21 protein-coding genes are annotated in these 18,318 nt (G+C 35.9%); 3 read left to right on the forward strand and 18 right to left on the reverse strand.

The window, feature by feature from the left end:
* Positions 1-60: 60 nt before the first annotated feature.
* Together ACFVR1_RS04360 and ACFVR1_RS04365 are read right to left on the reverse strand one after the other, a co-directional pair.
* Complete coding sequence (locus tag ACFVR1_RS04360; protein ID WP_387580819.1) at positions 61-1,845, reverse strand: ABC transporter ATP-binding protein; 1,785 nt, start codon at positions 1,843-1,845, stop codon at positions 61-63.
* A complete protein-coding gene (locus tag ACFVR1_RS04365) occupies positions 1,845-3,599 on the reverse strand; it encodes an ABC transporter transmembrane domain-containing protein (protein ID WP_387580822.1) in 1,755 nt (584 codons plus the stop codon). The genes ACFVR1_RS04360 and ACFVR1_RS04365 overlap by 1 nt, the downstream gene beginning before the upstream one ends.
* A gap of 539 nt (positions 3,600-4,138) precedes the next feature.
* Here ACFVR1_RS04365 and serC point away from each other — a divergent pair.
* Positions 4,139-5,236, forward strand: coding sequence for a 3-phosphoserine/phosphohydroxythreonine transaminase (gene serC / locus ACFVR1_RS04370; protein ID WP_387580825.1), 1,098 nt, complete (start codon positions 4,139-4,141; stop codon positions 5,234-5,236).
* A gap of 244 nt (positions 5,237-5,480) precedes the next feature.
* On the forward strand, positions 5,481-5,924 hold the full coding sequence (locus ACFVR1_RS04375) for a ribosomal maturation YjgA family protein (RefSeq protein ID WP_387580828.1): 444 nt from the start codon (positions 5,481-5,483) through the stop codon (positions 5,922-5,924).
* A 252-nt stretch (positions 5,925-6,176) separates the two neighbouring features.
* On the opposite strand, the gene ACFVR1_RS04380 is transcribed toward ACFVR1_RS04375, so the two are convergent.
* Complete coding sequence (locus ACFVR1_RS04380; protein ID WP_387580831.1) at positions 6,177-6,353, reverse strand: hypothetical protein; 177 nt, start codon at positions 6,351-6,353, stop codon at positions 6,177-6,179.
* A gap of 256 nt (positions 6,354-6,609) precedes the next feature.
* Here ACFVR1_RS04380 and ACFVR1_RS04385 point away from each other — a divergent pair, with 256 nt between their 5' ends.
* Positions 6,610-7,800, forward strand: a complete 1,191-nt coding sequence (locus ACFVR1_RS04385) for an oxalate decarboxylase family bicupin (RefSeq protein WP_387580834.1) — start codon at positions 6,610-6,612, stop codon at positions 7,798-7,800.
* Between the two features lie 353 nt (positions 7,801-8,153).
* Here ACFVR1_RS04385 and ACFVR1_RS04390 read toward each other — a convergent pair whose 3' ends face one another.
* The 15 genes from ACFVR1_RS04390 to ACFVR1_RS04460 form a co-directional block, all read right to left on the reverse strand.
* Complete coding sequence (locus ACFVR1_RS04390; RefSeq protein WP_387580837.1) at positions 8,154-9,470, reverse strand: DUF4179 domain-containing protein; 1,317 nt, start codon at positions 9,468-9,470, stop codon at positions 8,154-8,156.
* Positions 9,471-9,962 (reverse strand): sigma-70 family RNA polymerase sigma factor, encoded by a 492-nt coding sequence (locus tag ACFVR1_RS04395; protein ID WP_387580839.1) that lies wholly within the window; start codon positions 9,960-9,962, stop codon positions 9,471-9,473.
* A 216-nt stretch (positions 9,963-10,178) separates the two neighbouring features.
* Positions 10,179-10,622 carry a hypothetical protein gene (locus tag ACFVR1_RS04400; RefSeq protein WP_387580842.1) on the reverse strand — a complete coding sequence of 148 codons (444 nt, stop codon included), beginning with the start codon at positions 10,620-10,622 and terminating at the stop codon, positions 10,179-10,181.
* 124 nt (positions 10,623-10,746) lie between these two features.
* A complete protein-coding gene (locus tag ACFVR1_RS04405) occupies positions 10,747-11,190 on the reverse strand; it encodes a hypothetical protein (RefSeq protein WP_387580845.1) in 444 nt (147 codons plus the stop codon).
* On the reverse strand, positions 11,174-11,335 hold the full coding sequence (locus tag ACFVR1_RS04410; protein WP_387580847.1) for a hypothetical protein: 162 nt from the start codon (positions 11,333-11,335) through the stop codon (positions 11,174-11,176). The genes ACFVR1_RS04405 and ACFVR1_RS04410 overlap by 17 nt, the downstream gene beginning before the upstream one ends.
* 44 nt (positions 11,336-11,379) lie before the next feature.
* Positions 11,380-11,853, reverse strand: coding sequence for a DinB family protein (locus ACFVR1_RS04415; protein ID WP_387580850.1), 474 nt, complete (start codon positions 11,851-11,853; stop codon positions 11,380-11,382).
* A gap of 56 nt (positions 11,854-11,909) precedes the next feature.
* Positions 11,910-12,245, reverse strand: coding sequence for a hypothetical protein (locus ACFVR1_RS04420; RefSeq protein ID WP_387580852.1), 336 nt, complete (start codon positions 12,243-12,245; stop codon positions 11,910-11,912).
* A gap of 26 nt (positions 12,246-12,271) precedes the next feature.
* A complete protein-coding gene (locus ACFVR1_RS04425; RefSeq protein WP_387580855.1) occupies positions 12,272-12,670 on the reverse strand; it encodes a DUF4181 domain-containing protein in 399 nt (132 codons plus the stop codon).
* A gap of 67 nt (positions 12,671-12,737) precedes the next feature.
* Positions 12,738-13,211, reverse strand: coding sequence for a DinB family protein (locus tag ACFVR1_RS04430; RefSeq protein ID WP_387580857.1), 474 nt, complete (start codon positions 13,209-13,211; stop codon positions 12,738-12,740).
* Between the two features lie 16 nt (positions 13,212-13,227).
* The gene (locus tag ACFVR1_RS04435) at positions 13,228-13,629 is read right to left on the reverse strand and encodes a DUF6157 family protein (protein ID WP_387580860.1); all 402 of its coding nucleotides are present in this window, start codon (positions 13,627-13,629) and stop codon (positions 13,228-13,230) included.
* Positions 13,630-13,714: 85 nt separating this feature from the next.
* Positions 13,715-14,968: a Y-family DNA polymerase gene (locus tag ACFVR1_RS04440; RefSeq protein WP_387580863.1), complete on the reverse strand. Its 1,254-nt coding sequence runs from the start codon at positions 14,966-14,968 to the stop codon at positions 13,715-13,717.
* Positions 14,969-15,175: 207 nt separating this feature from the next.
* On the reverse strand, positions 15,176-15,712 hold the full coding sequence (locus tag ACFVR1_RS04445) for a DinB family protein (RefSeq protein ID WP_387580865.1): 537 nt from the start codon (positions 15,710-15,712) through the stop codon (positions 15,176-15,178).
* A gap of 156 nt (positions 15,713-15,868) precedes the next feature.
* A complete protein-coding gene (locus ACFVR1_RS04450; protein WP_387580867.1) occupies positions 15,869-16,414 on the reverse strand; it encodes a GNAT family N-acetyltransferase in 546 nt (181 codons plus the stop codon).
* A 39-nt stretch (positions 16,415-16,453) separates the two neighbouring features.
* Positions 16,454-17,494, reverse strand: coding sequence for an ABC transporter permease (locus ACFVR1_RS04455; protein WP_387580869.1), 1,041 nt, complete (start codon positions 17,492-17,494; stop codon positions 16,454-16,456).
* The gene (locus ACFVR1_RS04460; protein ID WP_387581242.1) at positions 17,491-18,312 is read right to left on the reverse strand and encodes an ABC transporter permease subunit; all 822 of its coding nucleotides are present in this window, start codon (positions 18,310-18,312) and stop codon (positions 17,491-17,493) included. The genes ACFVR1_RS04455 and ACFVR1_RS04460 overlap by 4 nt, the downstream gene beginning before the upstream one ends.
* Positions 18,313-18,318 lie beyond the last annotated feature (6 nt).

Below are 18,318 nucleotides of genomic sequence, written 5' to 3' on the forward strand. Positions count from 1 at the left end.
ATCGTATCAAATTTTTCACACTTTTACTCTACTAAAGCTTGTGACAGCTTTTTGACTCTTTTAAGCGATTTCATCAACAACTCCGTTTTGAAGTAAGTACATTTTATGATATAAACCTTTTTCATTCAATAGTTGTTGATGTGTACCTCTTTCAACTATCTCTCCATGATGGAGAACTAATATTAACTCGGCATCCTGTATAGTACTTAACCGATGGGCGATTGCAATGGTTGTCCGACCCTTACGCATTTTCTCTAAGCTACTTTGTATTGCAACTTCTGTTTCAGTGTCAATATTTGCTGTAGCTTCATCTAATACTAATATTTTCGGATTTGTTGCGATTGTTCGTGCAAATGCAACAAGTTGTCTTTGACCACTCGAGAAAGTAGATCCTCTTTCGGTTACTTTTTGTTTATAAGAAAACGGTAGTTTTTCAATAAAGTTATTAGCCTGGACAAACTCTGCTGCTGCCTTGACGTCTTCATCCGTCATATCTTTGGCATGTAATCGTATGTTGCTTTCGATATCACCATAAAATAAAAATGGATCTTGAAGTACTAACCCTACTTTTTCGCGAATTTCCTCTGTTTGAAAGTCTTTGACAGAGTGGCCATCAATTTTAATATTTCCTTGTTCAAATTCATAGAAACGCATAAGTAAGTTAATAATAGAACTTTTTCCGCTGCCTGTATGTCCAACTAAAGCAACGGTTTGACCTGGTTCTGCTGTGAATGAAATATTTTTCAATACATCTGTTTTTCCATCATACGAAAACGTCACATTTTGAAACTCAATTTTTCCTTGTTCAATTTTTGCTTCTACGCTATTTTTTTGTACTGGCGCTAAATCTTCTTCATCCAATAGCTTGAACACTCGTGAAGCTGCAACAATTGCTTGTTGGAAAATAGATAGACGTTGCATCACTTGATTAATAGGCTCAAAAAAACGGTCTATATAAGTTACGAATGCGTATATAACCCCTACTTCTACAATGTTATTCATCGAAGTAATTCCAAAATAACTTAGTACCATGATAATCGCTAAAGCGTAAACTAAATCGATTGCGGGGCGAAGCAGTATGCTATCCAGCTTGATATTTCGTTTCCCTGCATTCCAATGAGAGTCGTTAATCTCATTAAACTCGTCTTGTAAACGGTCTTCTTGTCTAAAAGCTTGAATCATCGTCATTCCTTGTAGCGATTCTGCAAGCTTAGCATTTAGTTGGCTCAGTCTTTCACGTAAATCTTGATAAACAACGGAACTATACTTTCGATACGTTTTGATAATTATAAACATTATTGGCAATAAAACCGTTGCGAACAGTGCCAATTTTACATTCAATATAAACATAGCAATGTACACACCAATTATTAAAAAACCACTCTGTACAAATCCTACTAATACACTAACGAACATATCTTTAATCGCTTCTGTATCATTCGTTACACGTGACACTATACTTCCTGCCGGAGTTTTGTCAAAATAACGCATACCTAGGCTGTGCACTTTAGTGAACACATCAATTCGCATTTGTTGAATGATTTTCAGTGCAATCTCTTGGAATTTTAATAATTGAAAATAACTTACGATGACATTTCCAACTTGGATAAAAACATAACCCAAAGCCAATCCTACAAGTGGTCCAGTTGGAAAACTTTTAGGTGTTAAATAGTTATCCATAAATGTTTTAATTAAATACGGTCCAAGTATATCTCCTGTCACTGTTAATACAAGTAAAAATAATGCAATACCAATTACTTTTTTATGTGGTTTTAAGAATGTTAATAATCTCTTTAGTATGTTCCACTGATCTTTTCCTGAAAGCTGTGGCTGCTTTTCATTCATTACTCCTCACCTCCCTTTTCAACTAATGACTCTAGTTGTTGCAACTGATACATTTCAAAATATACTCCCTTTATATCCATTAGTTGTTCATGTGATCCTTTTTCAATAATGGTTCCTTCACTCATGACAATAATTTGATGTGCATGTTGAATCGCACTCAGACGATGTGAGGTAATGATTGTAGTTTCATCCGTCCGTTTTGTTTTTAATGCTTCTAGTATTGCTTCTTCTGTTCGGGCATCAACCGCTGATAGGGAATCATCCAAGATTAGTAATTCAGGCTCCATCATTAATGCACGCGCAATCGAAATGCGTTGCTTTTGTCCACCTGAAAGTGACACACCTCGTTCCCCTACAATGGTGTTGTAGCCATCCGTAAATTGTAATATATCGTCATGGATGTATGCGAGTTTTGCTGCTTCGTGTACTTGCTCCATCGTTGCACTCGCATTTGCGAAGGCAATATTACCTGCAACGGTAGTCGAAAACAAAAAGTGATCTTGAGGTACATAACCAATTGCTTCTCGTAAACGACGTTTTTTGTATTCGTCGATGGTATGGTCTCCGTAAATAATTTGCCCCTCATACCCCTCAAATTCTCTCATCAATAATTTTAAAATTGCAGTCTTTCCTGAACCGGTTTTTCCGACTACTCCTAATGTTTCTCCGCGTTTTAACGTGAAGTGAACGTTATGCAGCGCCACTCGGTCATCTTCAGGGAATTTAAATTCCTCTATATTAAAATGTACATCCCCTTCTGGCTTTTGATCTAACGCATTTTCTATATCGTCAATTTCTACTTTTTCATCTAATAAATCCTTAATTCGGTCATATGAAGCACGACCACGTTCCACAATATTGAATAACCAACCAAAAGCAAGCATTGGCCATACAAGTAGACCTAAATAAGATGTAAAAGCGAATAAATCTCCAATGGACATTTCATTCGCTAGAATAAAACGAGTTCCAAATACAATAGATAGGAAGAAGCACATGCCAACAATAAGCGATATCGTTGGATCGAATAACGAATCAACTTTTGCTACATGGATATTTTTTCCCACGACTTCTTGTGATAATTGAACGAAGTCCTCCGTATCTTCTTTTTCCTGTCCAAATGTTTTAATAACCTTTACACCAGAAATACTCTCTTGTGCTTTATCATTCAAATCAGAAAATGCTTCTTGTGCATAACGAAAACGTTGATGCAGTAGCTTACCATAATAACTCGTTAATATCGCCATTAAAGGAAGTGGAATAAGTGCTATTAACGTAAGTTTCCAGTTAATCGTAATTGCCATAGCTGCTATAACAAATCCACCTGTTGTAATAGAATCGACCAGTGTTAAAACACCAGCACCTGCTGTTTGTTGAACGGCGGACAAGTCATTCGTTGCATGAGCCATTAAATCTCCAACACGTTTTTTCTGATAAAACGATGGAGCCATTTTCGTAAAATGATGAAACAGTCTCTCTCTAAGTTTTCTAGCCAAAAAGATAGCTGAACCAAATATCATAATACGCCAATAATAGCGTAGAATGTACATCCCAATAGCTGCAAGCGCTAAAATACCAAGCCATTTAACTAAAAAAGTTGTAGTCAATGTACCTTTACTTATTTCATCTACAATAAAACCGATTATTTTCGGTGGAATTAGCTGGAGAAATGCTACAAACATAAGCATGAGAATCCCAACTAGATACTGCTTTTTCCTCTCTTTAAAAAACCAACCCAAATCTAAAAATACTTTCACTTTATTTCCCCCAAGTTTATATATTAAGACTTTACTAGTTTAGCAAATGTTCGAACATTGGGAAAGATAAGAAAACAAAATAATTCGGATTTTGAAATATTATTTAACGTTCCACACTGCTAGGTTCGAGCTTCATCCAAAGCAATTTTGAAGTCTATAAGCCCATAAAGTGACGTTTAACGCTAGAAATGTCACAACCCCCTAAAGTATCGCTATGAGCCCCTAAATCGTAGTTATCTACCCCTAAATAGCAATGTTGAGCACAAAATTTAGTTATCCTCACCTACTCAGAGTTTATAAGCTTGTAAAGTATCGCTATAAGCCCCTAAATCATAGTTATCTGCCCCTAAACATATTAGGCATAGAAAGTGTATCCGTAATAAAGTATTAAGGTATCGCACTCAGTTTTATATTGTCAGTTAATTTCGTTAACAATTTATTCACTTTTTTAAAAAAATTTCGCTAGTTTCATTGTTTAGCAAACAAAAGTGTATATAATGAATAAATAAAATCATTCATATTCGACAGGAGTGTTTATCATGGATCTTTCAAAAAAACGAACTTTTAATTTTAACGCGGGCCCTTCTGCTCTTCCACTAGAAGTTCTAGAAAAAGCACAAAAAGAATTGATTAATTTCCACGGGACAGGTATGTCCATCATGGAGATGTCTCACCGTAGTGCTAAATTTGAAGATATACATAACGGAGCCATTACTCAAATGAGAAAATTATTTTCTATTCCTGATGAATATGAGGTTCTTTTTCTACAAGGCGGTGCAAGCCTCCAATTTTCTATGATTCCTATGAATTTCTTAACAATCGATCAACAAGCAGGATACATTATGACGGGATCTTGGTCAGAGAAAGCTTATAAAGAAGCAGAATTATTTGGAAAACCTTATGAAGTAGCAAGTTCAAAAGAAAACAAATACTCCAACATTCCTGCATTAGTAGATTTCCAATTTAATTCAGATGATGCATATGTTCATTTAACTTCAAATAATACGATTTATGGAACGCAGTGGTCTGTTTTCCCTGACACTGGAAATGTTCCTTTAATAGCGGATATGTCAAGTGATATTATGTCGAAGCCAGTTGATATAAGTAAATTTGGCATGATCTATGCTGGTGCGCAGAAAAACCTTGGACCATCTGGTGTGACAGTTGTTATTGTTCGAAAAGATTTACTTGAAAAAGCAAACACGGAAATACCAACTATTTTAAAATACAGTACACATGCTGATAGCAATTCCCTATATAACACTCCCCCTACTTTTGGTATTTATATGCTGGGAGAAGTACTCAATTGGGTTGAGGAAAAAGGTGGACTAGAAGCAATTGCCAAAAACAATGAGGTAAAAGCAAAAGTGATTTATGATGCTATTGATAATAGCAATGGTTTTTACACAGGACATGCAACTCCGGAAAGCCGTTCACTCATGAATATCACATTCCGCCTATCTGATGAAGCTTTAGAAAAACAATTTTTATCAGAAGCAAAAGAAGCTGGTTTTGTTGGATTAGATGGACATCGCTCTGTTGGCGGTTGCCGAGCATCTACTTATAACGCAGTCCCATTAGAAGCTTGCCGAGCACTTAGCGATTTCATGATTCATTTTCAAACAAAACATAGCTAATCTAATGTATAAACATATATAGTGACAATGATTAAATTAATTCTAAACATAATTTAGAAAAGCTCTTTGCGAGATGCAAGGAGCTTTCTTTTATAGTTGGACACTTTCATATATTAGTAATCTTAATGTCATGGTGCCATCAACACACAATAAGTGATTGATAACAAATATTGCTTGCTTCTGTCATTCACTACTTGTATATTCAAAATTAATGAGTGCCAATACATGTCAAAGAGTGATTAAAATGACTACTAAAAAGGAACATAGCAAACAGTGTTACCGTAAGATGAGGATAGTTTATATAATTGCGGTTGTTATCACCATTTTATTAGGACTATCCTCCAGAAAATACAGCCATTCTCTTCTTTTATTTGTTGCTCTGAATGCTGGTGATGTGATGTGGGCCATGATGGTCTATTTTGGGTTTCGTTTCATTCTTATTCGTAAAAGCTTGGTGACAGCCATCTGGCTTAGTTTCTCGTTCAGCTTTGGCATTGAATTCAGTCAGCTTTATCAAGCAGAGTGGATCAATCAAATTCGTGGTACTTTGCTCGGAGCATTGGTTTTAGGCAAAGGATTTCTTACGGTGGATCTGATTCGATATGCAGTAGGAATTATGATAGCTACTATTTTCGATAAGGTGATGCTTGTATTCATTCAGAGAAGATATATCAAAAGAATTGGCTGAATAAAAGGAATTAAAAAGTAAGTTCTGCTAAAGGGGTTCTTATTGAAAAATTCTTCTTTGATAGAAAATGATAATATTAAAAAGAGCGACTAGTGCATCAACACTAATCAATCATTGTAATAAAATGTATCGCTTCAAATGCGATCAGCAAGTTACATAGTAAACTGTCCTAAGCTTGGTGGCTTAGGACGGTTTATATTTTTTGAAAAGTATTTGACAACGCTAAAATTGCCGCAATTTTTAGTAATTAGATTATTTGTTGTTTTTTCTCCAAACTATTGCTGCTAGTAGTAGAACTACACCTAAGACAAATCCTATAATTTGGTCTAGCAAAAGTTCGCCTGTTCTAAAATATCGAAGAGTAAAAATTCCACCAAATATTATAATAATAATTATTGCTAATTGAATTAGATATGAGTTAAATTTCATTCTTTATTACCTCCAGTTATTCTTTCTATCATCCCACTAACTTTCCAACAGTTTCTATTCCTCATTATTAGTAATTTTACCATACCAGATTTTTCAACTTCATTTTTCATATGTTTTAATCATATATTTGTCGAAAAAGCTCATTTATACAAAATACCTTATCTGAATAAAAAGCCTTTGTTTGGTGATTTACGTAGGTGAGGCATCATATATCAGATTATGCAATGAATGACTTCCAATGAGAGGAGCTTATGAAATGGAAAACCCGGAACAAAATTATGGTATGTACGAAAATGTGCCACAGCCTATACGCAATGACGGTACTGGAGGTTATGATACCGGCCCTCGGGATATTATGCGGGATCTTGAAAACCCTGATTTGCTTGTTCCACCAAAAACGGATGCTGGCTTGCTCCCTAATATGAAATTTTCGTTCTCAGATACTGCCATGAAATTAAATATAGGAGGATGGTCAAGGGAAATCACCGTTAGGGAGCTTCCTATAGCGACCACACTTGCAGGTGTAAATATGAGTCTGACACCCGGTGGAGTTCGGGAACTGCATTGGCATCAACAAGCGGAATGGTCCTATATGATATTAGGTCGGGCACGAATCACGGCAATCGACGCAGAGGGACGGAACTTTATTGCCGACGTAGGTCCAGGCGATCTATGGTATTTTCCTCCTGGACTTCCACATTCCATTCAAGGATTGGAACACTGCGAATTCCTGCTAGTCTTCGATGACGGTTCTTTTTCCGATCTGAACACCTTATCCATTTCTGATTTGTTTGCACATGCTCCCAAAGATGTGCTGTCTGCCAATTTTGGAGTACCAATTAGTGCTTTTGACCACATTCCTTCAAAGCAGGTCTATATCTATCAAGATAAGGTTCCTGGTTCGCTCGAAACTGAGGAGGTTCAGTCCCCTTACGGAACCATTCCCCACAGTTTTAAGCATCAGTTGCTTGCACAAAAACCAATTAAAACCCCTGGTGGAAGCGTTCGAATCGTAGACTCTTCTAATTTCCCAATATCTAAAAATATCGCAGCAGCGCTTGTTGAGATTGAACCTGGCGCCATGAGAGAACTACATTGGCATCCGAATAACGATGAGTGGCAATATTATCTTTCAGGGCAAGGACGTATGACAGTATTTGCTGGTAATGGTACCGCCCGTACATTTGATTATCGAGCTGGAGATGTTGGATATGTCCCATTTGCAAACGGACACTATATTCAGAATACAGGGGATCAAACTTTATGGTTTTTAGAAATGTTCAAAAGCGATCGATTTGTTGATGTGTCTTTAAACCAATGGATGGCGCTTACCCCTAGCGATCTGAATAGAACTAATTTGCATGTTGGACCAGAATTATTGGATGCGCTACACAAAGTGAAATATCCAGTCGTCAAATATCCTGGGTTTTCCTACTACCCTAAATAACGATTGAATAGCTAACTTATATAACTCTTGTTAATGAACAAGTAACTAATAAGTTCAAGTATTATCCTAAAGAAAATAATAAATTAATAATGTTGCACGTGTTGCATGTAAGGAATACTTTCAATTGCTTGAAGTTAGCGAGGGAACTATAGAATATAGGTTTCACTTTCGATTATTTGATGGATGTTCTACCCCATACAGTTTTGCTTTACTATTTTTCCTCACTACTTCAATTAATCTACCTTCTCTTTCCCATTGATCAATAATCAACGCCACCGCTATGAGGACTTACTTGCTCACGACGGTGGCGTTGATTGTATGTTTTAATTACAATTTTTTAAGGTTAAAGCCTATTAATTAAGTGGAATATCAATTTCCACCTTGCCCTCCAAATACATCGGATAGCTATTAATATTGAAACGAATTGGATTCACTCCATTATTAGGATTAAATATAAAGGCTTGTGTGATATAAGGTTCTTCTCTGCTAAAATGAGTTAAGTTCGTTTCGATTAAATTACGAGTAAAATCATTTCCTTCTTGATCCACCATTCCAGAAAATAGTTGCCAACCGCCAGATGGATAAGTGACTTCCAATCTATTGCGTGATGGTACTTGAACTTCAATATCCAGTTCACTCGGTACATACAGCACTTTCTTTTGCTCGAAATCTACCTCGATATAGTCGGAGCCTTTTGGAACTGCTTGAATCCTCTCCAACACTAACGTTAATTTTTTCGGCTGTCGGAAGTAATTGCTTTGTAAAAACAGGCTCACTTCACCGTCAGACAAATTGTGGATGCCCCCTGAGATATTTCTTGGTTGAGCCCAATCTTCGCCATTCTCATCCATCAACCGGACTGATATAAATTTTAGTAATTGCATCGTGTTTTGTTCGTCAGCAGCTAGTCGGATTTCTGCACGTAACGGCGATATTTTCAAATGTTTAATATCAATTGTTTGACCATCTACTACAACGTCTTGGTTCAATTCATATACTTTTGGTTGTTCAATAGGGTTGGTGAGTGTGAATGGCACAGAGAACTTTGTCTCTGTTTCTGTTGCATCACTCAAGTGTAAATTAAATTCAAATGTCATATTCTCATAAGATAAATCATCGGCAGACCTAATTTCAACATTGTCTTCAATTACATTCCCTTCACCTGGACGTGCCATGTAGGAATCTACGACACCAAATGGAATGCCTTGTTGAGACACCTCTAAAGAAGTTATACTCCATTTGGAATGATCAAAGGGGGATTCAAGCTTATAGAATATAGTCATACCCGAATAATCAGCCACCACTCCCTGTAAAGTCAAGGTATAGTCGCCCTGCTTTACTATAATTCCGAGTTCCTCATAGTAATTATTTTCAACAATGTCACTGATTCCTTTATCATAAGTAGCAATCATGTGCACGATTGAAACAAACCCAGGGATTTTGGCCATAGCTTGTGCAAATACAGGAGATACACGAATGGAAGTTACAAATAACAACAGTAAGATAGCAGCTACACTGGCAACTGAATACAGACGGCGTTTTCTCCTCTTGTGCAGCCGGTGCTGATGCACAGCCTTTGTACGTGCATGATGTAACGCTTCTTTAGGGATTTCAATAGCTTCTAGTTCCTCCTTTAGCTTCTGCCAATCCTGCTCGTTCAAGTTTGTCATTTACAGTCCCTCCTTTCCAATGAGTAGGCGTAATCTTTTTAACGTCGTGTGTAACCTCGATTTCACAGTACCTTCAGGAATTTGCTTCAACTGTGCAATGTCTGCGTTCTTCATATCCTGGAAGTATTTTAAATAAATCAGTTCTTGTTGTTCTGCTGGCAAACTTTCAATGATATCTGCCATTTCGAATGGTTGCTGATCTGTCGATGCAATTTCCACATCATGAGTATAGATAAATTTCTCTTGCTTCTTTTTCACATCTAAACAAATATTAATGATAATTCGAACAAGCCATGTTGCTATGTATGCGGGCTCTTTGACGCTATGAACTTTTTTTAAAACTCGATACGTCAGCTCTTGTACCGCTTCTATAGCATCATGCTCATTTTTCAAGTACGAATACGCTGTCCTATAGAGCGTATCTTCATGTCGCTTCAATAGCTCCAGTAACGCCTGTTCTTCACCAGCAATTGCTCGTTTTTCCAAATCCATACTTCCACCCCCCTCGCTATCTATTAGACAGTTCGAAATGATAAATCGTTCATTTTATTTTTGCTCAATAAAAAACGAGTTCAACTACGAAAGTGAACTCGCTATCCAACTTCCTTCATCAACAAGGAAGGAGGTACATTTATAATTGAATTTTAAGTACTAGGTTCTAATTGAATTTAGAATTGTGTTAGAACTTGACATGCGAATTAAACAGATTTATTTAGTAGTCAACTTTTTATTGTCCAGTAAAATCGATTCTTCCACATCATCCCATTTTACTTTTACTAGTATCACTTCATCTTCATTTACTTTCGCCCCGTTTTTTGAACCCCCTGAAGAAGAAAATATTATCGTTGTAGTGGGTTCAATGAATTCCTCTGTTCTTTTTCCATTACTGTGAAGTGTACTATAGGAATATTCCAATTTTCGCATGGAAGATAACTCTTCTAAAGATCCTTTATATGTTAATGTAAATTTATAACTATCCTCATTTGAATAGGTCCCGATGCCGTTATCTACTCCCCGTGCTTCTGTTCCCTTATAGGAATATTCCGCTTTCCAATGTTCACTTTCTCCGGTAAATTTATAATCGTTATGCGTGATATCCGTACAAGCTGTTAAAAGAAATAGTGGAAATAAGAATGTGAGTATTCTTTTCAATTTATTTCCCCTCCATTTGTTACTTTAAATTCCTCGCTCATTTTCACACTGTAGGAACGCATTGCTTTTGGAAAACCTTCTTTTTTGATTTTATGTATCACTGATTGGACGCTCTCCTCGTTTATCAAACAATTAAGCTTTGAATTCTATGCCACGCACTTACTAATGGAACGAGCGGAATTAATATCGCAAAGATAAGGTTACTTTGGGAGATTGCCTTCCTAACGTGCATTCCAGTTCGTACACGCATAATAATTAGAGTAAAGGATACGCCAAGTGCTGTATAAAGTAGCAGTAAAGCGTCCTTCTGCCTCTTTACTGCACCCTCAATCTCTTCCAATTTCCATTCGTCTTGTTTCGAGAATTCTATTGTTTGAATCGTTTTTTCTTTTCCTATTAAACTAAAAGATGTAATGGTTAACTCATTTTTTTGTCCAGACATAATCTCATAACCATTTGGTAAAAAAGAAGCTTGGTATACAAGGAGGTACGACAAACAGCAGAAGGCTATTATAACGAAAAAATATGGTATAAATGCTTTTAATTTCTTTCTAAAAGTTTTCTTCATTTCTTTTATCGGTCCCCTCTTCGTGTTTGTCTTTTACTACTTCCTTTTCATTCAAGTACCTACTCACATAATATTCTTCTTCAAGATTGTTAAATCCTTCTTTAATTAGGAAAATTTGAATATAAAAGAGACCAAAAGTATGCATACGTTTGATCTCTTTACTATTTATTATGTTATAAGAAACTCATTTTATTTCGCCACCACAGATTGATATATTCTATTAATCGTTTCCAGATGGAGTGCTTCATGGTAAAAACTAAAGAGAAATGTTTCTCCAAGTGTGTGAAATGTGATGCCAAAATGATTCGTAAATGGCTTTGGTAGTTTTTTATGTAAATTTCCTTGAAGGGATTGTTGAATTCTTATTTTTTGTTCAGATAAAACGGAATAAATGTCGGCTAATGATGGAGGTGTTTCTTTCCAATCAGTTGGCTTAGTTCCCGCTCTAAAAAATTCTCTATATTCTACTGGGAGATTTATCTTTTGATCTAATACTCCATAAACCAGGTATTCCTGAATATATGCAATGTGGCCATAATTCCATCGAATACTGTTATTAAAACCTTTGGGTACTATATCCGCAATCTCTTCTGATGTCTTTAGGATAGATTGCTCCGTTATTCCTCGTACTGTTTCCATATGTTGAAAAATTGTTTGTTCCATTTAAAAGTCCCCTTTTCTACTCGAAATTAGCATCCATTCAAGTATTAAAACTGTTTTTAGTTTATATTTGCTTTAAATAGACTGTTATTAACTTGAATTGCTATTGCCTCTTCTACATTTATATTCTTTATTTTGAATATTTTACTCGTATTTTTATATGGGTTTTGGTCTTCCGAATAGGAGACAATTTCGTGAATTCGAGTAATTTTACCTATTTGTTCTTCCACTTCGTTAGTAGATAAAACTTCATCGGTCATTTGATAGGTTAAGTTGTCTATTTTAATTACAGCTGGTGTAGTGTTAGTGAATTCAGCACTGCTTAATTTGTTCGCATTACATCCTGTAAGTAAAATAGAAACAAAAAGTAAGCCTATTGTTATTGCTTTTTTCAATTTATTTGCCCCTTTATAAAGTAGAACTAGTATAATAAATACTTTGTAGTAAAATGAGCAGTTATTGATACTATTGGCATCCAACCTGCCCACGTAAAATAAATATAATATTCCTTAGAGTCATCAGTTGATTTTTTTATTAAATATCCTCTGTAACTATATATAACTAGAAAAAATAACGATAACCATAAATAAAGAGGAATAGGATTTAGAGTGCGATAGATATCATCCTTTAAAATGGTTATATTTGCCATGACGCTTCCAATAGCAAATATAACGCCAATTAATATGATAGTAAAAGCTTCTTTTTTATTGAACTTAACATGTTTCATATTCTTTGGTAGATTAAACTTCTTTTTCACCAATGCCGGTAGAACAAAAACACTACTCACTAACAAACAGTAAATGACAATTGCTAGCCACACCACATTTCTCACCCTTTATTTCACAGAATTTCTGGATCTTATACGAAGTTTTTGAAGAAATATCCCTTCATTCCACTGTTATAGCTCGATATATTCTTTTGATCACTTCCATATGCATAGCTTCGTGATAAAAGCTAAAGAGAAATGTTTCCCCTCTAGTATGAAATGTGATGCCTAATCTATTTGTAAATGGTGCTGGCAATGTCTTGTTTATATTTCCTTGAATAGCTTCTCTTATTCTTGTTGTTTGTTCGGTTAATACAAAAAGAATATCTGCTAGTGATGGCGGTGTTACTTTCCAATCAGCTGGTTTCGTTCCAGCGCTAAATAGTTCTTCATAGTTGCTTGGTACACCTAACTCTTCACCTAATACTGCAAATACGAGTCTTTCCTGTATAAATGCAATATGACCGAAATTCCAACGAATACTATTATTAAAGCCTTCTGGAACTATATCTGCTATCTCTTCTGGTATCTGTTGGATGAATTCCTTTGTTATTCCTCGTACTGTTTCCATATGTTGAAAAATTGTTTGTTCCAAATTAACTCCACCTTTATTATTTTCTTTTAGAACGCATTCCTTTTAAAACTGTAATCGTACCTAACTGTAGAAATTGCTTATACATATCGCTATTAGCATCATAAATTGCTACTTTCCCTTCTTCATCATAGTGGATTCCCCACCCATACTTTTTCACTAATGATGAAGCTCTGAAACATGCTTTAGGTGTTGCAAAAAATTGTTCTCGTAGCTCTTCTAACTGATTGGATTTAATCTGATTCTTGATCAGGTAAGTTTTAAATTGCACATCTTCTTGTGTGTATTTGTACGGATTGTTGTAGATTAAATCGTATTCAATATAAGCAATTGTAGGTTTTTCATTTTTAGACATTGGTATAACTGCGGAAGTAACTGGTGAATCTTCAGAAATTAAAATTAAAGTGTTTTTATAGCTCATAGAATTATCCTCGTTTCATAACTCCTTGATCATCTATCCTTCTTTTTATTTATTTCGATAAATTTTTGAATTTCCCTTTAATTTTCTACTTTTTATGTCCTCCAAGTAATCCAGCTCGTTTTCTAGCGGTTCCCGCTTCAGTATAGGACACTGCTCGCAAAATTGCGGTGGAACCATATTTACTTCGCAAGTCATCCATGGTTTTTCCCAGTTTTCGTATTTTCCATTTGTCCTCTTCAAATAAGCTTAGTTGCATCGAGTGCTCCGGTTCTAAATTCGTTAAAGAAATCGATAGTCTCCGAACTGGACGATGATCATAAAAATCGTCAAAGATTTGTTCGCATACTTTATATACTTTCATCGTTGCATTTGTCGATTCTTCTATGGAGCGAGAACGGTTAAATCCCCCTCCAAAAGCATCTTTGCTGTATCCGACTGCGAGATGTATCGTTCTTCCAGCCATATTTGCTTCTCTTGCGCGTCTTGCCACATCTTCACACATCTCCAAAATAACCGCCATCACTTCTTTTTTCGTTCGGTAATCACGAAATAGTACTTGCCCTTTTCCATAACTAATTTGTCCTTCTACTAGAGGTGCACCAAGTTCGGATAAATCAACTCCCCAAGCATGATAATATAGCTGATTTCCCATTACACCAAATTTACTCTCTAATATTTCTAAAGAAGTTTGCGCTAACTGACCTACAGTGAAAATGCCCATATTATTTAACGTTTTTTCTAAACGAGAGCCAATTCCCCATAGTTTATTTAATGGTGAGACCGGCCATAATTTTTTCGGTACATCCTCGTAAGTCCATTTTGCAAAACCTGTTTTTTTCGCATCTAAGTCTAACGCAAGCTTCGCCATAAGCATATTTGGTCCCATCCCAACCGCACATGGCAATTGAAATTGACTATACATCCCATCTTGTATGCGCTTAATTGTATTCTCTACTGGTCCCCAAAGTTTTTCGGTTCCTCCTAAATCTGCAAAGCATTCGTCTACGCTGTACACATGAATCGCTTCATTCGGAACAAACTGATTTAAATAACGGACGATTTCTACAGAAACTCGAACAAAAAACTCCATCTTCGGCTCGATTAGATGAATAGATGGATGATCTGGAATTTCGAATAGCCTAGTTCCTGTTTTTACACCAAATTCTTTTTTCATTCTTGGCGAAGCAGCAAGCACAATGCTTCCCTTTTGCTCCAAATTACCAATCACAGCAATAGGTGTTGTCATCACATCCAACCCAGCATCGGCTGCCGCGCAACTTGCGAAAAAGCTTCGCATATCAATGCATATAATTTTTCGATTTTCTAACCCTTCGTACATACTATCCACTCCCATAAAAGGAACATTTGTTCTTAATAGTATATGACAAACATTCGTTCTTATTCAATGGTAATAAATAGTTTTAAGTACACCCGGAACAAAAAAAGAATGCGTTTTGACTAGAATAGTCAAAACACACTCTAACAATGGTCTATTAGGTTCACTCACCATTTTTTTAGTTCTAAATATTCCTTAGATAGCTTAAAATTAGCTTTTTGGGTAGTCTTCAGAAGAAATATATCGATCTCTAATTATGTTGCGATGATGCAGTTCATGACCAGCTATAATAACGATAAGTGCACGGACAGTCACTTCAGAATTGTTTGCAGTTCCCCGACGAAGTAAATCTTCGCTTGATAGGCTCTTAATTAAATGAATAGTCGACTGGCGAACAATATATAAATTTTGAAGAAGGTCCTCTACAGCCTGTTTATTAAAAGATGCATTTTGTACGTATTCATTATCATTATAACCAGGAAGAGCAACTGTTTCGCCCCGAGCTATGGAAACCAGCCTAAAGCTCATGATTCGCTCAGTGTCTGCTATATGCCCAATCACTTCTTTTAAGGTCCATTTCTCAGGTGCATAGCGGAAATGAGCTTGATGATCAGAAATGTCCTGTAGTAATGCAATTGTTTCTTCCATCTGTTGAACTAAAGTTTGTATGAAATCCCCATCAGATACTAACTCTACATATGTTGAATAATACGGTGCGTATTCGTTTTTCTCTAGCAATTTGTACATTTGTATTCTCCTTTATAGATTAATATTTTTACTATTCTACAGTCTCACTAGAAACTCCTTTGTTTTGCTAGTCCGCATTAGGTGCTTATAGGTGCGGATAAACCCTTTATATACTTGATATCGTTGCGTATGTATGAAAAAATTTATTTTGATGTCTTATTCATTAAATCTTCCCATAACAACGGTGTTGTAATATTGACCGTCTGAAAGGATTTTGTCTTTTTCTAAAATGCCTTCCGTTTTAAAACCATACTTTTTATAAAGATTTATCGCTTTGTCATTTGTTTCTAAAACATTTAAAGTTATTTTCTTTATTCCGTTCAAATCAGCCCAAGCAATAGATTCTTTTAAAAGGTTTGTTCCAATACCGAAACCCCAATAGTCCTTTAATACACAGACCCCAAATTCTACTTTATGGGCGTAACGTTTCAAAAAATTTCCTTCACACCTTGAAAATCCGACAATTTTATCATTAATGACGACAACTAGAAAAAGATTCTTTTTATTTTCCGTATCCGCTTTTATTAATTTCTCAAAACCAGCTGTGTCAATATATGCTTCACCTTTTTCTCTATCTAAGTTTTGAGACTCTCCGTCAATCTGTAATCTGATTTCGGACAAAACCTTCGCATCTTTATTAATTGCATGTCTTACTATGTAGCTAATCCCGTTAACACTAAATTCTCTTTGATTAATTTTCATCCCTAATCCCTCCCGAGAGAAAAAACTGCAGCCAGAGGACTACAGTTTTGGAGTATTTTCTTTTTCATTTTGAAGCAAAAGCTGCAATTTTTCTTTTAACTGCTGCTTATTCCATTTGAGTGTCTCATCCGACACAAAAGCAACTTTCTTTCGTTTGAGGATTTTGACTTGGCCATTCACAGCTCTCGTATAGCCTTCGATCATTGCAGCAACTGCTAAAATGACAAGTGCGAAACAAATGGCAGGAGCAAGCGGAAGCCACGGAACACCCAACAAATAACGAAACGATGAACCAAAAAGTCCAGCCCATTCATATGCAATCGATTTCGGTGGATCTCCAAACATTGGATCATAGCTCACTTTCGTTCCTCCGATAAATAATTTAAGAAGGCCTAAATGAGTGAAAACAACTAATGTTTCTACAAGTTGCTGACCATATAAAACAAATAACTTCTCACGCATCATAGGGTACAGATGTCGCGTAATAATTCGAAGTCGACTAGCACCAAGTGTTCTTGAAGCCAAAATATACTCCTCGTGATACAGTAAATTCGCTTCATTGCCAATTAACGACGCAACAATTGGCACTGTAATAATGGCCATTAACACAACTTGAATAACAATACGCTCCCACACAGTAGTAGAAAACCCCTCCATTGGCTCCCATAGGACGGGGTACAATATCAAATAAGAGAAAATTGTCATAGGGACATAATGAAGTGGATCAATGAAACTATTAACCAATGAACGTTTCTTTTGCCAATATGTACCGATTGCAAATCCAATAGGTACAGCAATAAGCATACGTACGGCAGCCACACCCATCGCTGCTATAATTGTATATTTTGCACCAAGCATAATTTTCGCAAGCATATCAAATCCAAACTGGTCGGTCCCAAAAGGATGCATCAAACTAGGGGATAGCGGAGCAGCTGCCACCAGCCTACCATTTTCATAGATAAAATACGTTTGTTTCGGGTCCGGTCCAAAAATCCATTCAAATACAAAACTACCAACTAAAAAAAATGTAAGCACACTAAATCCAAGAACAAAGTACGGTTGCTTCCAAACAGATTTCATTCCAAAGCACCTCCCCGATTTAAACGACGTAAGAAGTACCACTCACCAAAGCTATATATGAAGAATACTGGTAAGAAAAAGCTGCAAACAGTAATTAAAAACAATTCCCCTGACAAGTGTTCACTCAAGTGATACATAATACCTGGCATGTTAAACATTCGTTCTAATATGAATAAGTTGGAAAGCATAAACCACATCGTTTTTTTCGATTGAAAAAATATACTAATAACTGCGTTTCTAAAAATATGTATAATTAAAATAATCAACTTACTAAACCCAAGAGACTTGGTAAGCTCAACATACATTTTTCGTTCCTCTGCTTCAAATGTGAGCATACTTAAACGATATAGTTGAATCATTGGTAAAATCATCAAACAAAAAACAGGTAACATATAGATCCTTTCTCCACCAGTCACAGCAATCTTCGAAACAAAAACACCCGTTTGCTTATGAATCATGATAACTGTTAATTGAACAAGCAAAATGACTAAAATGTCAGGAAAGGACTCCAAAAAGAAAAAGAGTGTTTTTATTCGCTGTCTTGCCCGCTCTTTAAACAACATCGTAATAATTGTAAATAGAAGTGCTAAAAATACAGCGGAAATCAGTGCTAAAAACAATACTTCTAAAGAATAGCTAATGTAGTCTCCGATATGTGAACCATAATATTGGTCCATAAAATTGGAAAGTGGAAATAGAACAAGTAATTGTTGTCCGTATTCTTTCCACAAAAATTCTCCTTGTTGAAAACCAGTAATCAGTATAGGTAGTCCACTAATTAGTAGTATACCTACGAATGCAACAACTAATTGAAGCATCCATTT

This window comes from Psychrobacillus sp. NPDC058041, assembly GCF_042885655.1.
GTDB lineage: Bacteria > Bacillota > Bacilli > Bacillales_A > Planococcaceae > Psychrobacillus.

Excerpts from the sequence above, each read along its gene's own strand:
- ACFVR1_RS04440 (WP_387580863.1), bottom strand. The coding sequence starts at position 14,968 with ATGTACGAAGGGTTAGAAAATCGAAAAATTATATGCATTGATATGCGA.
- ACFVR1_RS04375 (WP_387580828.1), top strand. The coding sequence starts at position 5,481 with ATGACTACTAAAAAGGAACATAGCAAACAGTGTTACCGTAAGATGAGG.
- ACFVR1_RS04460 (WP_387581242.1), bottom strand. The coding sequence starts at position 18,312 with ATGCTTCAATTAGTTGTTGCATTCGTAGGTATACTACTAATTAGTGGA.
- ACFVR1_RS04455 (WP_387580869.1), bottom strand. The coding sequence starts at position 17,494 with ATGAAATCTGTTTGGAAGCAACCGTACTTTGTTCTTGGATTTAGTGTG.
- ACFVR1_RS04390 (WP_387580837.1), bottom strand. The coding sequence starts at position 9,470 with ATGACAAACTTGAACGAGCAGGATTGGCAGAAGCTAAAGGAGGAACTA.
- ACFVR1_RS04405 (WP_387580845.1), bottom strand. The coding sequence starts at position 11,190 with ATGAAGAAAACTTTTAGAAAGAAATTAAAAGCATTTATACCATATTTT.
- ACFVR1_RS04360 (WP_387580819.1), bottom strand. The coding sequence starts at position 1,845 with ATGAATGAAAAGCAGCCACAGCTTTCAGGAAAAGATCAGTGGAACATA.
- ACFVR1_RS04415 (WP_387580850.1), bottom strand. The coding sequence starts at position 11,853 with ATGGAACAAACAATTTTTCAACATATGGAAACAGTACGAGGAATAACG.
- ACFVR1_RS04435 (WP_387580860.1), bottom strand. The coding sequence starts at position 13,629 with ATGAGCTATAAAAACACTTTAATTTTAATTTCTGAAGATTCACCAGTT.
- ACFVR1_RS04380 (WP_387580831.1), bottom strand. The coding sequence starts at position 6,353 with ATGAAATTTAACTCATATCTAATTCAATTAGCAATAATTATTATTATA.
- ACFVR1_RS04445 (WP_387580865.1), bottom strand. The coding sequence starts at position 15,712 with ATGTACAAATTGCTAGAGAAAAACGAATACGCACCGTATTATTCAACA.
- serC (WP_387580825.1), top strand. The coding sequence starts at position 4,139 with ATGGATCTTTCAAAAAAACGAACTTTTAATTTTAACGCGGGCCCTTCT.
- ACFVR1_RS04385 (WP_387580834.1), top strand. The coding sequence starts at position 6,610 with ATGGAAAACCCGGAACAAAATTATGGTATGTACGAAAATGTGCCACAG.
- ACFVR1_RS04395 (WP_387580839.1), bottom strand. The coding sequence starts at position 9,962 with ATGGATTTGGAAAAACGAGCAATTGCTGGTGAAGAACAGGCGTTACTG.
- ACFVR1_RS04410 (WP_387580847.1), bottom strand. The coding sequence starts at position 11,335 with ATGCATACTTTTGGTCTCTTTTATATTCAAATTTTCCTAATTAAAGAA.
- ACFVR1_RS04450 (WP_387580867.1), bottom strand. The coding sequence starts at position 16,414 with ATGAAAATTAATCAAAGAGAATTTAGTGTTAACGGGATTAGCTACATA.